Source organism: Streptomyces sp. NPDC002602 (assembly GCF_042889445.1).
Classification (GTDB): domain Bacteria; phylum Actinomycetota; class Actinomycetes; order Streptomycetales; family Streptomycetaceae; genus Streptomyces.
Genome location: NZ_JBIAQX010000002.1, coordinates 388,238 through 400,945 on the forward strand (window position 1 = coordinate 388,238; position 12,708 = coordinate 400,945).

The following is a 12,708-nucleotide window of genomic DNA, read 5'->3' on the forward strand; positions in this document are numbered from 1 at the left end:
GCGGGGTCGGGGCGGATGCCCCGGCCCCGCTCCCTTCTGCGTTCTCACGGGGTTTACGCATTCCTTACGATGCTGGGCATGAAGGAAGCCTCCCGGCAGTCGCGGTGGGAGCGGCGGACGCAGACCCCGCTGCTCGTCCTCGCCCTGACGTTCGCCGTCGCCTATGCCGTGCCGATCGTCGCGCCCGACGCGGGCCCGGTCGTGCACCGGGCGTGCACCCATGCGGAGTGGGTGGTGTGGGGGGCTTTCGCCGCCGACTACCTGGTGCGGCTGTTCCTGTCGCCGGCCCGCGGGGCCTTCGTGCGGACCCATTGGCTGGACCTGGCGGCGGTGCTGCTGCCGATGATCCAGCCGCTGCGGCTGCTGCGGCTGGTGTCGACGCTGATGTTGGTGGGGCGGCGGGCCCGGATGGCGCCGCAGATCCGGCTGACGACCTACGTGGCGGGCTCGGTGGTCGGGCTGCTGATGTTCGGCTCGCTCGCGGTGCTGAGCGTGGAGCGCGACGCCCCCGAGGGCAACATCAAGAACCTCGGGGACGCCCTGTGGTGGTCGGTGACCACCATGACGACGGTCGGGTACGGGGACCACTCCCCCACGACCGGGCTGGGCCGGCTGCTGGCGGTCGGGCTGATGCTGTCCGGGATCGCCCTGCTCGGTGTGGTGACGGCGAACATCGCGGCCTGGTTCATCTCCCGCTTCGAGCGCGACGACCAGGTGGAGCGGGCCCAGACCGCGGCGATCGCCGAGCTGACCGCCGAGGTGCGGGCCCTGCGCGACGAGGTCGCCCGGCTCGGCGGCGTGGGGACCGGCCCGCTCGGGGACCACGGGGCCGCCGGGCCCGGACCCGCCGCCGCGGTCGGCCGGCCGGGGTCCCCGGCGCCGCTCGGGGCTACCGCTCCCACACCTTGAACGCCCTGACCTGGTAGGGCGAGGAGGGCAGCCAGACCCCGTCGCCCGGGTAGGTCTGGAACTCCCCGGTCTCCGCGCATTCGGCCGACTGGTACGTGGTCACCGGGCGGCCGACCCGGTTGGCGAGCGACTGGGCGCTGGTCCCCGGGGGCAGGGCGGTGCAGCTGTTGATGCTGACGGTGCTCAGCTCGTGGGTCTGCTTGGCGCCCTTGAAGTCCGGCTTCGCCCACAGGCACAGCTGACCGGGGGCGCAGGGCGCGAGGGGCGGTGGCCCGGCGGCGTGCGCGCCGGTGGCCGTGCCGGGGATCAGGGCGGTGGCGGCGAGGACGGCGGCGGCCAGGAAGGTGCTGGGGCGGGTCGGGAAACTCGTACGCATGACGGGTCAACTCCTTGTGGACACGGGGTCCCGGACCGTTTCCGGGTTTCCGATGGCACCACGCTGACCTGCGGCGACGGGCGGGCGGAAGAGGGCGCGGGCGGGTCCACCCGGATAGGCGACAGCCCCGCCGGAGCCGTCCGGCGGGGCTGTCGGGCGTACGAGGTTGACGCCGTCGCGGGGGTTTCGGGCCGGCTCAGATGTGGGCCGCGCCCGCCCCTGCGGGGGCGTTGTCGCCGCGCTTGGTGAAGCAGGCCACGACCGCGGCGAGGACCGCGACCACTCCCGCGACGGTGAAGGCGGTGCTCATGCCGGACACGAACGTGTCGTGGGCGACCGTGGTGATCGCCTGGGCCACCTCGGCGGGGACGCCCTCGGGGACGGGCGCGATGCCGACCTGGACGCCCTTCTCGGCGAGGTCGAGCTGTTCGGGGGTGAGCGGCGGGAGCTGCGCCTTGATCCAGTTGTCCCCGAACGAGTCACTGACGGTGCCGGCCATGACCGCGCCGAGGACGGCGGTGCCGAGGCTGCCGCCGACCTGCATGGCGGCCTGCTGGAGTCCGCCGGCGACGCCGGACAGTTCCAGCGGTGCGTTGCCGACGATGACCTCGGTGGCGCCGACCATGACGGGGGCGAGGCCGAGGCCGAGGAGGGCGAACCAGATCGACATGGTGAGGGTGGCGGTGTCCGGGGTGAGCCGGGCCATCCCGAAGCAGGCGACGGCGGTGGCGACCATGCCGGAGACGAGCGGGACGCGCGGGCCGACCTTGGTGATGGCGGCGCCGGCCAGCGGCGAGCCGATGATCATCATGCCGGTGAGCGGCAGCAGGTGCAGGCCGCTGTCGACCGGGCTCATGCCGTGCACGTTCTGCAGGTAGAAGGTGACGAAGAACAGGCCGCCCATGAAGGCGAAGGCCATCAGCACCATGAGGACGGTGCCGGCCGACAGGGGCACGGAGCGGAACATGCCGAGCGGGATCAGCGGCTCGGAGACCTTGGTCTCCCAGACGGCGAACAGCACGAACAGGATCACGGAGGCGGCGAGGAAGAGCAGGGTCTTCGAGTCCCCCCAGCCCCATTCGGCGGCCTTGATGAGGGCCCAGATCAACGAGAACATCGCGCCGGACAGCAGCAGGACGCCCGGGACGTCGAAGGAGCGCGGGGCGTTCTCGGCCCGGTGGTCGAGCAGGATGACCAGGCCGAAGGCGAGCGCGATGATGCCGACGGGCACGTTGATGAAGAAGACGGACTGCCAGTTGACGTGCTCGACGAGCAGGCCGCCGACGATGGGGCCGGCGGCGGTCGAGGCGCCGATGACCATGCCCCAGATGCCGATGGCCATGTTGAGCTTCTCGGCGGGGAAGGTGGCGCGCAGCAGGCCGAGCGCGGCGGGCATCAGCAGGGCGCCGAAGAGGCCCTGGGCGACGCGGAAGCCGATGACGAGTTCCACGCCGGTGGACAGGCCGATGACGGCCGAGGAGACCGCGAAGCCGGCTATGCCGATGAGGAAGGTCTGTCGGTGTCCGAAGCGGTCGCCGAGCTTGCCGGCGGTGATCAGGGAGACAGCGAGGGCGAGCAGGTAGCCGTTGGTGATCCACTGCACGTCGGCGAGCGAGGCGCCGAGGTCCTTCTGGATCGCGGGGTTGGCGACGGCGACGATCGTGCCGTCGAGGGTGACCATCATGACGCCGATCGCCACGGCGAAGAGGGTCAGCCAGGGGTGGCCGCGCAGTCCGGTGCGGGCCGATGCCGGGCCTCGCCCCCCGGCGGGTCCCCGGTCCTTGACGGTGGTCTGACTAGTCATGCGAACAGGCTAGTGACAGCGACTGACACTTCACAGACGGCTTAACGAGACAGTAACTGTCAGGTCGGTCACAGGTACCCTGACCGCTCACTGAGCGTCAGAAAGGGAACCCACGGTGATGACCGACCTGCGGCCCGCCCCGGCTGCCCCGGCGGCCGGACTGCGCGAACGCAAGAAGCGGCGCACCCGCGACGCGCTGCTGCGCGCCGCCCTCCTGCTCTTCATCGAGCAGGGCTACGAGCAGACGACCGTCGACGAGATCACCGACGCGGTGGACGTCTCCCAGCGCACCTTCTTCCGCTACTTCGCGAACAAGGAGGAGGTCGCCTTCGCCGTCCAGGACATCGTCGAGTCCCATTTCGTCGCCGAACTGCGGGCCCGTCCGGCCTCCGAGGGGCCGCTGGAGGCCATGCGCAACGCGGTGCTCGCCGGCTGGGACACCGTCGAGGAGGCCATCTCCGAGGTGGTCCCCGTCGACCTGTACATGCGCGGCTACCAGCTCATCGAGTCCACGCCGGCCCTGCTCGCCGTCCATCTGCGGCGCTCCACGGAGCTGGAGGAGGAGACCTCCCGGCTGATCGCCGCCCGCGAGGGTCTGGACCTGGACGTCGACCCGCGCCCCCGGGTGGTCGTCGCCGCGTTCTCCGGGGTGATGCGGGTCACCGGTCGCCTGTGGGGCCAGGGCGAGGACACCAGCGTGGCCGCGATCCGGCGGATGACCGAGGCGTATCTGGACCAGATCGGTCCGGCACTGGCCGCGCACTGGCGGCGGCCCGCGTAGCAGGCCGTGTATACGACGGGGTGCGGGGCGAGCCGGCGGGCGGGGGACGAGGCGTCGACGCGCGGAATGGATCACGCCGGTGTGACACGGTCGGCGGTGACGCCCGTCACCTGGCGCGCCACTGACTCGAACGGTCTCCTAGGCTGGCTCCAGTGAACCTGCCCGGCCCCGTCCACCACCTCGCCGGCGCCTCCGAGCGCCCCGCCGCCCTGCGCACCCTGTTCGTGCTGGCGGTCGTCCTCGTCATGCTGGTGACCACGGGCTGGACCGCCGTCCACCGCCCCGAGTCGGGCGTCTCCCCGCGCTCCGTCGCGCTCTCGGCGTGGGCCGTGGCCCGCATCGACGGCCGGCCGCTGCCGCCGGCCGACGCACCCGTCCGCACGGTGGCCCGCTTCTTCGCCGGCCTCGACGACGCCCAACGCGGCCGGCTCGCGGACGACTACCCGCTCGTCGTCGGAAACCTCGACGGGGTCCCGGCCACCACCCGCTACCGGGCCAACCTGCGCGGCCTGGAGCAGGCCCGACGCGTCGAGGAGGCCCGCAGCCGGGACGTCGGCGTGACCCCGACGGACCGGGCCGAGGCCACCCGCCGCGTGCACCGCTTCGAGTCCCTCGCGGATCCCGACCGGCAGATCCTCACCTTCGACCCGACCGGCGACGGGCTCGTCGCCGAGGTCTTCGGCGACCTCGACCGGGCCCGCCGCGTGTCGGTGATCGTGCCCGGGGTCGACACCGACGTGGTCACCTTCGAGCGAAGCCGGCGCCGGCTCACCTCTCCCGTCGGCATGGCGCAGTCCCTGTACGAGGCCGAGCGCGCGGCCGCGCCCGACGGCCGGACCGCCGTCATCGCCTGGGCCGGGTACACCGCGCCCATAGGCGTGGGCGTGGACGCCGCCACGGGCCGGCTGGCCGCGGACGGAGCCGCCCGGCTGGAGTCGCTCGCGACGGCCCTGCCCGGGAACGCCAGCGTGGCCCTGTTCTGCCACAGCTACGGGTCGGTGGTGTGCGGGGTCGCCGCGCACCACCTGCCGGCGCGGGTGACCGACGTGGTGGTGGCGGGCAGCCCGGGCATGCGCGCGTCGAGCGCCGCCGACCTGCACACCCGCGCACGGGTGTGGGCGACGCGGGACCCCGGCGACTGGATCGCCGACGTGCCGCACCTGGAGGTCGGCGGGGTGGGCCACGGAGCGGATCCGGTCTCCCGGGCCTTCGGCGCGCGGCGGCTGTCCTCGGCCGGCGCCGGGAGCCACAACGGCTACTTCGAGCCAGGTACGGCCTCGTTGGCCAACTTCGCCAAGATCGGAACCGGCACCTTCGCTTCCGTCGTGTGCGCGAGCGGCGCCGACGGCTGTGGCAACGGAATTTCTTCACAGACCGTGGCTGACGATGGCTGACAAGGGCTGACAAGGGCGAACGGGCACCACCGGGCATGGAGAGCGGGAAAACCGTTCCTGCGGCCAGAGGACGCGCGGGGGCCCGTCCCTCTACGATGTCCCGCATGGGGGATGTATTGGCCGGAAACCATGCCGTCTGGGAGCTCGACTCGGACTCGGTGATCATCCGCTTCACGAGGGGGCTGCGCACACCGAGGCTCTGGCACGCCCTGGGGGAACGACACATCCCCCTGGAGGCGCTGTCCGAGGTGACCGTGACCGGGGGAAAACGGGACACGGCGGTTCTGCGCGCCGTCCCGCGCCCGGGGGCGGATCCGCTGATGGAGGCCGCCGCGGGGCAGCTGAAGGACGTCTGCGATCCGTACCGGCTGGTCCTGCCGGGCGATCGGGCACCCCAGGCGGCTTCGCTGGTCGACGCCCTGCGGGGGCGGCTGGGACCCGCCGAACCGGCCGACCGTTTCCTGGTCCGCGTCCCGGAGCCGCCGATCCACCTGAAGGCGTACGACGCACGAGTGGCCTTCGACGGCTCGGCGGTCACCTTCCAGTGGTCGCGCACGGGCGCCAGCAGCACGAAGTGGAAGGCGGGCGACCAGCGGTATCCGCTGGCCGAGATCGGCGGGGTCGAGTGGCGCTCCCCCGACGGCCCGGACGGCCACCTGCGGCTCCTGCCCCGGGACGGGGTCGCCGCCGGTGACGCGCGGCCCGACCACGACCTGGCGGCCGCGGTGTTCGGGATCGGATACGGGGCGGTGCACGAGTCGCTGCCGTTCGCGGCGTCCGTCCTCGCCGCCGTCGGCGGCAGGGGTGGTTCCGTCCCGCACCCCCAGACCGACGAGCGACTCCGCCACCTGAGCGAACTGCACGGCGCGGGCCTGCTCACCGACGCCGAGTACGCGGCCCTGCGCGACCGCTTCGCGGCCGACGTCTGAGCGCGGCGGCGGAGGACGGCCTCCCCGCGGGAAGACGGCCTCCCCCACCACCGCGCCGGATCCGAAAGAGACGGCCCGGTCGAAAGAGACGGCCCGGCGCGGGTCAGGCAAGATCCGGAAGAGCCGCCCTAGCCCTCCCGCGCCGCCGACGTGGAGCTCATGTCGGGGTACCGGTCGCCCGCCACCCGGGAGGCGATCGGTTCGAGCAGCGCCAGTTCGGCGGCCGTCAGGGTGATGCGGGTGGCGGCCGCGTTCTCCGCGAGTCGGCCCGGCTTGCGGGTGCCCGGGATCGGGACCACCGGCAGGCCGTGCACCTTCGCCCGCTGCTGCACCCACGCCAGGGCGATCTGCGCGGGCGTCGCCCCGTGGGCGGTGGCGATCTCCCGGACGGGCGCCAGCAGCGCCGCGTTGGTCCTGGCGTTGTCGCCGGTGAACCGCGGCTGGTACCTGCGGAAGTCGTCCGCCGACAGGTCCGTGCCCGCGTCCGCGAACGCCCCGGTGAGGAAGCCGCGCCCGAGCGGGGAGTAGGGCACGAAGGCCACGCCCAGCTCCGCCGCCGCGCCGACCGCGCTGCGTTCCACGTCCCGGCTGAACAGCGACCACTCCGACTGGAGCGCCGTGATCGGGTGCACCGCGTGCGCCTCGCGCAGTTCGGCCCCGGTGACCTCGCTCAGCCCCAGGTACCGCACCTTCCCCTCCCGGACCAGCTCGGCCATGGCGCCCACCGACTCGGCGAACGGCACGGCCGGGTCGCGCCGGTGCATGTAGTAGAGGTCGATGACGTCGGTCCCGAGCCGGCGCAGGCTGCCCTCGACGGCCTGCCGGACGTAGGCGGGGTCGTTGCGGATGCCCCGGTAGTGGGGGTCGTCGTTGCGTTCGATGGCGAACTTCGTGGCCAGGGTGATCTCGTCCCGGTGGGCGGCCACGAACGGCGCGATGAACTCCTCGTTGCGGCCTCGCCCGTAGACGTCCGCGGTGTCGATGAGGGTGACCCCCGCCGCCAGCGCCGCCTCCAGGGTCTGCCGGGCGACCGCCTCGTCCGTGTCCCCGTAGAACTCGCTCATGCCCATGCAGCCCAGGCCCTGGACGCCCACCAGCGGGCCGCCCTTGCCCAGTTCGACCTGCTCGATGACCTTGTCGTGCTCCGTCATGGCCGTGCCTTCCCCGTCGTCGTGCCCATCGAGTACATCCCGATCTTGTAGTCCAGTACGGCGAGCGCGTCGGTCAGCTCCGTGATCCGCGACCGCACCTCGTGGCGCGTCCGCTCCAGCAGCTCGCGCCGCTGGTCGACGGTGTGCGCGCCCTCGCGGACCAGTTCCGCGTACCGGACCATGTCCGCCACCGACATTCCGGTGGCGCGCAGTTTGCCCACGAAGGCCAGCCAGTCGAGGTCCTTGTCGGTGAACCGCCGCTGGCCCGAGTGGGAGCGGTCCACGTGCGGCATCAGGCCGATCCGCTCGTACCAGCGCAGCGTGTGCTGGGTCAGACCGGTGCGGGCCTCGACCTCGCTGATCGTGTACCGCGTCTGCGTCAGGCTCATGACTCCACGCTAAAACCTTGGAGCGCACTCCAGGCAAGTAGGCTCGGCCGCATGGAGAACAGCCTGGAGAGTCTGCGGATCATCGAGAACTGGCCGGTGACGACGGCCGCCGCCGCCGTGGTCCGCGCCGACGGGAGCACGGCCGGTTCCCACGGCCCCGTCGACCACCCGTTCCCGCTGGCCTCGGTGACCAAGCCGCTCGCCGCGTACGCCGCCCTCGTCGCGTACGAGGAGGGGGCGATCGAACTGGACGAACCGGCCGGACCGGAGGGTTCCACGATCCGTCACCTGCTGGCGCACACCAGCGGGCTGGCCTTCGACGAGCACCGCGTGTCGGGGCCTCCCGGGCAGCGCCGGCTGTACTCCAACGCCGGTTTCGAGGTGCTCGGCGACCACATCGCGAAGGCCACCGGCATCCCCTTCGCCGAGTACCTGCACCAGGCCGTCTTCGAACCGCTGGGCATGGTGTCGAGCGTGCTGCACGGCTCCCCCGCGAAGGACGGCGTGTCCACCGTCTCCGACCTGACGCGGTTCGCCGCCGAGCTCCAGGCACCCCGGCTGCTCGACGTCCGCACCGTCGCCGAGGCCACCGCCGTCGTGCACCCGGGTCTCAAGGGCGTCCTGCCGGGCTACGGGCACCAGTCCCCCAACGACTGGGGGCTCGGCCTGGAGATCCGCGACGGCAAGTCCCCGCACTGGACGGGTCACACGTCCTCGCCCCGGACCTTCGGGCACTTCGGCCAGTCGGGCACCTTCCTGTGGGTGGACCCGGACGCGCGCGCCGCGTGCGTGGCGCTGACCGACCGCGCCTTCGGCCCGTGGGCCGTGGAGGCCTGGACCCCGTTCACGGACGCGGTCCTCGCCGAACTGCGTTCCTGACCCGCCGCCTCCGCCGCGATCCGCGGGGCGGCCGCTACGGAAGCTCCCAGATCAGCAGTTCGCCCGGGGAGCCGGCGGTGATCTCCAGCCCGCTCTCGCGGGTGATCCGCGCCGAGTCGCCGGGGCCCAGCTCCTCCCCGTCGATCCGCAGGTCCCCGCGGACGACGTGCAGGTAGACCCGCTCGGCGGCCGGCACGGGGACCCGCTCGCCCGCGCCGGGCCGCCGCACGCGCAGGACGGCTCCGGCCGCGGGGATCTCGTACGCGGTGTCGTCGGCGAGATCCCGGACGAGCGTGTACGAGGGCTCGCCGCCCGCGACGAGCGGGGCGAGCCAGGTCTGTACGAACCGCAGTCGCTCGGGGCCGTCGTTGCGCTCGACGTGCCGCGCACCGGATCCGGCGGCGAAGTGCTGTACGTCGCCGGGGCGGACCTGTCCGCTGTGTCCGCCGGCGCTGTCCTTGTGGGTGAGTTCGCCCTCGACCACCCAGGTGACGATCTCGGTGTGGCTGTGCGCGTGCTCCTCGAAGCCGGAGCCGGGCCGCAGGGTCTCCTCGTTGCAGGCCAGCACCGGGCCGAAGCGGATGTTGTCCGGGTCGTAGAAGGATCCGAAGGAGAAGGCGTGCCGAGTGGTGATCCCGGCGGCCGGGTCCCCGCCCTCGTACCGGTCGGCGGCGCGGCGTACATCAATCATGAAGGCCACCGTAGACCCCGGTGGTCGCGGCGCGACTCGGGGCGCGGGCGCCCCGCCGCGAGACCGGAGTCCGCGCCGGGGCGCCGATAGGGCAGTCTTGTCCCGTGCCCCAACCCGAACGTGAGCCTTCTCCCGAGATCAGCCCAGCGCACCCGGCGCATGCCGTGCATCCCGCCCATCCGCACACCGCGACGCTGCGCAGGCTGGAGAAATCCTCCGGTCGGCTCGCCGCCAACGCCATCGCGCGCATGGACGAGACCCTGCCGTGGTACCGGGCGATGCCTCCGGAGAACCGGTCCTGGATCGGCCTGGTCGCCCAGGCGGGCATCGCCGCGTTCACGGAGTGGTTCCGGCACCCGGAGACCCCGCAGGCGATCTCGACCGACGTGTTCGGGACGGCTCCGCGCGAGCTGACCCGGGCGATCACGCTGCGGCAGACCGTGGAGATGGTCCGTACGACGATCGAGGTGATGGAGACCGCGATCGACGAGGTCGCGGCCCCCGGCGACGAGTCGATCCTGCGGGAGGCGCTGCTGGTGTACGCCCGGGAGATCGCCTTCGCGACGGCCCAGGTGTACGCCCAGGCGGCCGAGGCGCGCGGGGCGTGGGACGCCCGGCTGGAGTCCCTCGTCGTCAACGCGGTGCTGTCGGGCGAGGCCGACGAGGGCGCCCTGTCCCGGGCCGCGGCGCTGGGCTGGAACTCCCCGGAGCACGTGTGCGTCGTCCTGGGCACCGCCCCGGACGGGGACAGCGAGCTGACGGTCGAGGCGATCCGGCGCGCGGCGCGACACCACAAGCTCCAGGTCCTCACCGGGGTGCTGGGCGACCGGCTGGTGGTCATCGCGGGCGGCAGCGACAACCCGATGCAGGTGGCGAAGTCCCTGATCGGGCCGTTCGCGGCGGGTCCCGTGGTGGCGGGTCCGGTGGTCCCGGACCTGCTGAACGCGACGAAGTCGGCGCAGGCCGCCGCTGCCGGACTGAAGGCCTGTACGGCGTGGCAGGACGCGCCGCGCCCCGTTCTGGCGGATGATCTCCTGCCCGAGCGCGCGATCGCCTCCGATCCCTCGGCGAGGGATCAGTTGGTGGAGGAGATCTACAGACCACTGGAGGAGGCGGGGTCGGCACTCCTGGAGACGCTGAGCGTCTATCTGGAGCAGGCGAGCAGTCTGGAAGGGGCCGCGCGGATGCTGTTCGTGCACCCGAACACGGTGCGCTACCGGCTCCGACGTGTGACCGACGTCACCGGCTGGTCACCCTCTGATGTCCGTTCGGCGTTCACGTTGCGGATCGCCCTGATCCTGGGGCGCCTGGCCGACGGCGACCCCCAGTCCTAGACTTTTGTCGGACATCAACAATTACCCCGTCGGTTCTTCGTCCCTGTCCCCACGGGCGGCGCGGGCCACATACAAGAGAGAGTGTGAGGGTGCTCGTACTCGTCGCTCCAGGCCAAGGCGCTCAGACGCCCGGCTTCCTGACTCCCTGGCTCGAACTCCCCGGCGCCGCCGAGCGCGTCGCGGGGTGGTCCGACGCCATCGGGCTCGACCTTGCCCACTACGGCACGAAGGCCGACGCGGACGAGATCCGCGACACGGCGGTGGCCCAGCCGCTGCTGGTCGCCGCGGGTCTGTTGTCCGCTTCCGCGCTCGGCACCACGACCGCCTTCGGCGCGGTCGCGGGTCACAGCGTCGGTGAGATCACCGCGGCCGCGTACGCCGGTGTGCTGAGCGAGGACGACGCGCTGTCGTTCGTACGCACCCGGGGGCTCGGGATGGCCGAGGCCGCCGCCATCACCGAGACCGGCATGGCCGCGGTGCTGGGCGGCGACCGTGAGGTGGTCGTCGCGCACCTGGAGAAGCTGGGGTTGACCCCGGCGAACATCAACGGTGCGGGCCAGATCGTGGCCGCCGGCACCGCGGAGCAGATCGCGGCCCTCGTGGCCGAGAAGCCCGAAGGCTCCATGAAGGTCGTCGCCCTCAAGGTCGCGGGCGCGTTCCACACCCACCACATGGCGCACGCGGTCACCACGCTGGAGAAGGCCGCCGAGGCCCTCGACCCGGCGGACCCGGTGCCGGCGTACGTGTCGAACAAGGACGGCCGGGTCGTGACCACGGGCGCCGACGTCGTCGCCCGTCTGGTCGGCCAGGTGGCCAACCCGGTCCGTTGGGACCTGTGCATGGAGACGTTCGTCGAACTGGGCGTCACCGGGATCGTCGAGCTCTGCCCGGGCGGCACCCTGCAGGGGCTGGCCAAGCGTGCGCTCAAGGGCGTGCCGACCGTCGCCCTGAAGACGCCGGACGATCTCGACAAGGCCGCCGCGCTCCTCGCCGAGCACGCGGTCTGAGAGAAGGAGCCCACACAGCATGTCGAAGATCAAGCCGGCCAAGGGCTCCCCGTACGCCCGCATCCTCGGGGTGGGCGGCTACCGTCCGGTCCGCGTGGTGCCCAACGAGGTCATCCTGGAGACGATCGACTCGTCCGACGAGTGGATCCGTTCGCGTTCGGGCATCGCGACCCGGCACTGGGCCGCGCCCCAGGAGACCGTCGCCGCGATGTCGGTGGAAGCCTCGGGCAAGGCACTGGCCGACGCGGGGGTCTCCCCCGAGCAGATCGGCGCCGTGATCGTCTCCACGGTGTCGCACTTCAAGCAGACCCCGGCCGTCGCGACGGAGATCGCGCACCGGATCGGGGCGGTCAAGCCCGCCGCTTTCGACATCTCCGCGGGTTGTGCCGGGTTCGGTTACGGCCTGACCCTGGCCAAGGGCCTGGTGGTGGAGGGGTCGGCGCAGTACGTCCTCGTCATCGGTGTCGAGCGGCTGTCGGACCTCACCGACCTGGAGGACCGCGCGACGGCCTTCCTGTTCGGCGACGGCGCCGGCGCCGTGGTCGTCGGCCCCTCGGACGAGCCGGCCATCGGCCCCACGGTGTGGGGTTCGGAGGGCGACAAGTCCGAGACGATCAAGCAGACCGTGCCGTGGAACGAGTACCGCAGCACCGACAGCGGTGAGAAGTTCCCGGCCATCACCCAGGAGGGTCAGGCGGTCTTCCGCTGGGCCGTCTTCGAGATGGCCAAGGTGGCCCAGCAGGCGCTCGACGCGGCCGGGATCACCGCGGACGACCTGGACGTCTTCATTCCGCACCAGGCAAACATGCGGATCATCGACTCGATGGTGAAGACTCTGAAGCTGCCGGAGCACGTCACGGTCGCCCGTGACGTCGAGACCACCGGCAACACCTCGGCCGCCTCGATTCCGCTCGCTATGGAGCGGCTCCTGGCGACCGGTGCGGCGAAGAGCGGCGACACCGCGCTCGTCATCGGCTTCGGGGCGGGACTCGTCTACGCCGCGACGGTCGTTACCCTCCCCTAGGGTCGGGATCCCTTTCCCTCCCTGAACATCCAGTCAGCTA

Annotated in this window: 12 protein-coding genes and 1 pseudogene; 8 read left to right on the forward strand and 5 right to left on the reverse strand. The window is 72.3% G+C overall.

The genetic code is table 11. From position 1 onward, the window contains the following. Positions 1 to 78: 78 nt before the first annotated feature. Positions 79 to 909, forward strand: a complete 831-nt coding sequence (locus tag ACFYW3_RS07130; protein ID WP_351751577.1) for a potassium channel family protein — start codon at positions 79 to 81, stop codon at positions 907 to 909. On the opposite strand, the gene ACFYW3_RS07135 is transcribed toward ACFYW3_RS07130, so the two are convergent. Continuing rightward, positions 890 to 1,285 carry a peptidase inhibitor family I36 protein gene (locus tag ACFYW3_RS07135; protein ID WP_351751578.1) on the reverse strand — a complete coding sequence of 132 codons (396 nt, stop codon included), beginning with the start codon at positions 1,283 to 1,285 and terminating at the stop codon, positions 890 to 892. The genes ACFYW3_RS07130 and ACFYW3_RS07135 overlap by 20 nt on opposite strands. A 196-nt stretch (positions 1,286 to 1,481) precedes the next feature. Next, positions 1,482 to 3,070: pseudogene (locus tag ACFYW3_RS07140) on the reverse strand (MFS transporter); the annotation flags it as partial. Positions 3,071 to 3,207: 137 nt separating this feature from the next. On the opposite strand from ACFYW3_RS07140, the gene ACFYW3_RS07145 reads away from it, so the two are divergent. From ACFYW3_RS07145 to ACFYW3_RS07155, 3 genes are all read left to right on the forward strand, one after another. Then, positions 3,208 to 3,870 (forward strand): TetR family transcriptional regulator, encoded by a 663-nt coding sequence (locus ACFYW3_RS07145; protein ID WP_351751580.1) that lies wholly within the window; start codon positions 3,208 to 3,210, stop codon positions 3,868 to 3,870. A 245-nt stretch (positions 3,871 to 4,115) separates the two neighbouring features. Beyond that, on the forward strand, positions 4,116 to 5,264 hold the full coding sequence (locus ACFYW3_RS07150) for an alpha/beta hydrolase (RefSeq protein ID WP_351751626.1): 1,149 nt from the start codon (positions 4,116 to 4,118) through the stop codon (positions 5,262 to 5,264). Positions 5,265 to 5,368: 104 nt separating this feature from the next. Beyond that, positions 5,369 to 6,193 carry a DUF4429 domain-containing protein gene (locus ACFYW3_RS07155; protein WP_351751581.1) on the forward strand — a complete coding sequence of 275 codons (825 nt, stop codon included), beginning with the start codon at positions 5,369 to 5,371 and terminating at the stop codon, positions 6,191 to 6,193. A gap of 128 nt (positions 6,194 to 6,321) precedes the next feature. On the opposite strand, the gene ACFYW3_RS07160 is transcribed toward ACFYW3_RS07155, so the two are convergent. Together ACFYW3_RS07160 and ACFYW3_RS07165 are read right to left on the reverse strand one after the other, a co-directional pair. Continuing rightward, the gene (locus ACFYW3_RS07160) at positions 6,322 to 7,344 is read right to left on the reverse strand and encodes an aldo/keto reductase (RefSeq protein WP_389385774.1); all 1,023 of its coding nucleotides are present in this window, start codon (positions 7,342 to 7,344) and stop codon (positions 6,322 to 6,324) included. Next, positions 7,341 to 7,733: a MerR family transcriptional regulator gene (locus ACFYW3_RS07165; protein WP_351376111.1), complete on the reverse strand. Its 393-nt coding sequence runs from the start codon at positions 7,731 to 7,733 to the stop codon at positions 7,341 to 7,343. Before ACFYW3_RS07165 ends, ACFYW3_RS07160 begins: the two co-directional genes overlap by 4 nt. Positions 7,734 to 7,796: 63 nt before the next feature. Between ACFYW3_RS07165 and ACFYW3_RS07170 the strand changes: the two genes are divergently transcribed. Continuing rightward, the gene (locus ACFYW3_RS07170) at positions 7,797 to 8,612 is read left to right on the forward strand and encodes a serine hydrolase domain-containing protein (protein ID WP_389385974.1); all 816 of its coding nucleotides are present in this window, start codon (positions 7,797 to 7,799) and stop codon (positions 8,610 to 8,612) included. Positions 8,613 to 8,646: 34 nt separating this feature from the next. On the opposite strand, the gene ACFYW3_RS07175 is transcribed toward ACFYW3_RS07170, so the two are convergent. After that, positions 8,647 to 9,303 (reverse strand): pirin family protein, encoded by a 657-nt coding sequence (locus ACFYW3_RS07175; RefSeq protein ID WP_351751585.1) that lies wholly within the window; start codon positions 9,301 to 9,303, stop codon positions 8,647 to 8,649. 137 nt (positions 9,304 to 9,440) lie between these two features. Between ACFYW3_RS07175 and ACFYW3_RS07180 the strand changes: the two genes are divergently transcribed. The 3 genes from ACFYW3_RS07180 (at position 9,441) to ACFYW3_RS07190 (ending at position 12,668) form a co-directional block, all read left to right on the forward strand. Continuing rightward, entirely contained in the window at positions 9,441 to 10,637 is a 1,197-nt protein-coding gene (locus tag ACFYW3_RS07180; protein ID WP_351751630.1) for a helix-turn-helix domain-containing protein, read from the forward strand. Positions 10,638 to 10,726: 89 nt separating this feature from the next. Beyond that, complete coding sequence (locus ACFYW3_RS07185) at positions 10,727 to 11,644, forward strand: ACP S-malonyltransferase (protein ID WP_389385775.1); 918 nt, start codon at positions 10,727 to 10,729, stop codon at positions 11,642 to 11,644. A 19-nt stretch (positions 11,645 to 11,663) separates the two neighbouring features. Continuing rightward, positions 11,664 to 12,668: a ketoacyl-ACP synthase III gene (locus tag ACFYW3_RS07190; RefSeq protein ID WP_389385776.1), complete on the forward strand. Its 1,005-nt coding sequence runs from the start codon at positions 11,664 to 11,666 to the stop codon at positions 12,666 to 12,668. Positions 12,669 to 12,708: the final 40 nt, after the last annotated feature.

Coding starts and splice junctions, on each gene's coding strand:
- ACFYW3_RS07130 (WP_351751577.1), top strand. CDS start 79: ATGAAGGAAGCCTCCCGGCAGTCGCGGTGGGAGCGGCGGACGCAGACC.
- ACFYW3_RS07135 (WP_351751578.1), bottom strand. CDS start 1,285: ATGCGTACGAGTTTCCCGACCCGCCCCAGCACCTTCCTGGCCGCCGCC.
- ACFYW3_RS07145 (WP_351751580.1), top strand. CDS start 3,208: ATGACCGACCTGCGGCCCGCCCCGGCTGCCCCGGCGGCCGGACTGCGC.
- ACFYW3_RS07150 (WP_351751626.1), top strand. CDS start 4,116: ATGCTGGTGACCACGGGCTGGACCGCCGTCCACCGCCCCGAGTCGGGC.
- ACFYW3_RS07155 (WP_351751581.1), top strand. CDS start 5,369: ATGGGGGATGTATTGGCCGGAAACCATGCCGTCTGGGAGCTCGACTCG.
- ACFYW3_RS07160 (WP_389385774.1), bottom strand. CDS start 7,344: ATGACGGAGCACGACAAGGTCATCGAGCAGGTCGAACTGGGCAAGGGC.
- ACFYW3_RS07165 (WP_351376111.1), bottom strand. CDS start 7,733: ATGAGCCTGACGCAGACGCGGTACACGATCAGCGAGGTCGAGGCCCGC.
- ACFYW3_RS07175 (WP_351751585.1), bottom strand. CDS start 9,303: ATGATTGATGTACGCCGCGCCGCCGACCGGTACGAGGGCGGGGACCCG.
- ACFYW3_RS07190 (WP_389385776.1), top strand. CDS start 11,664: ATGTCGAAGATCAAGCCGGCCAAGGGCTCCCCGTACGCCCGCATCCTC.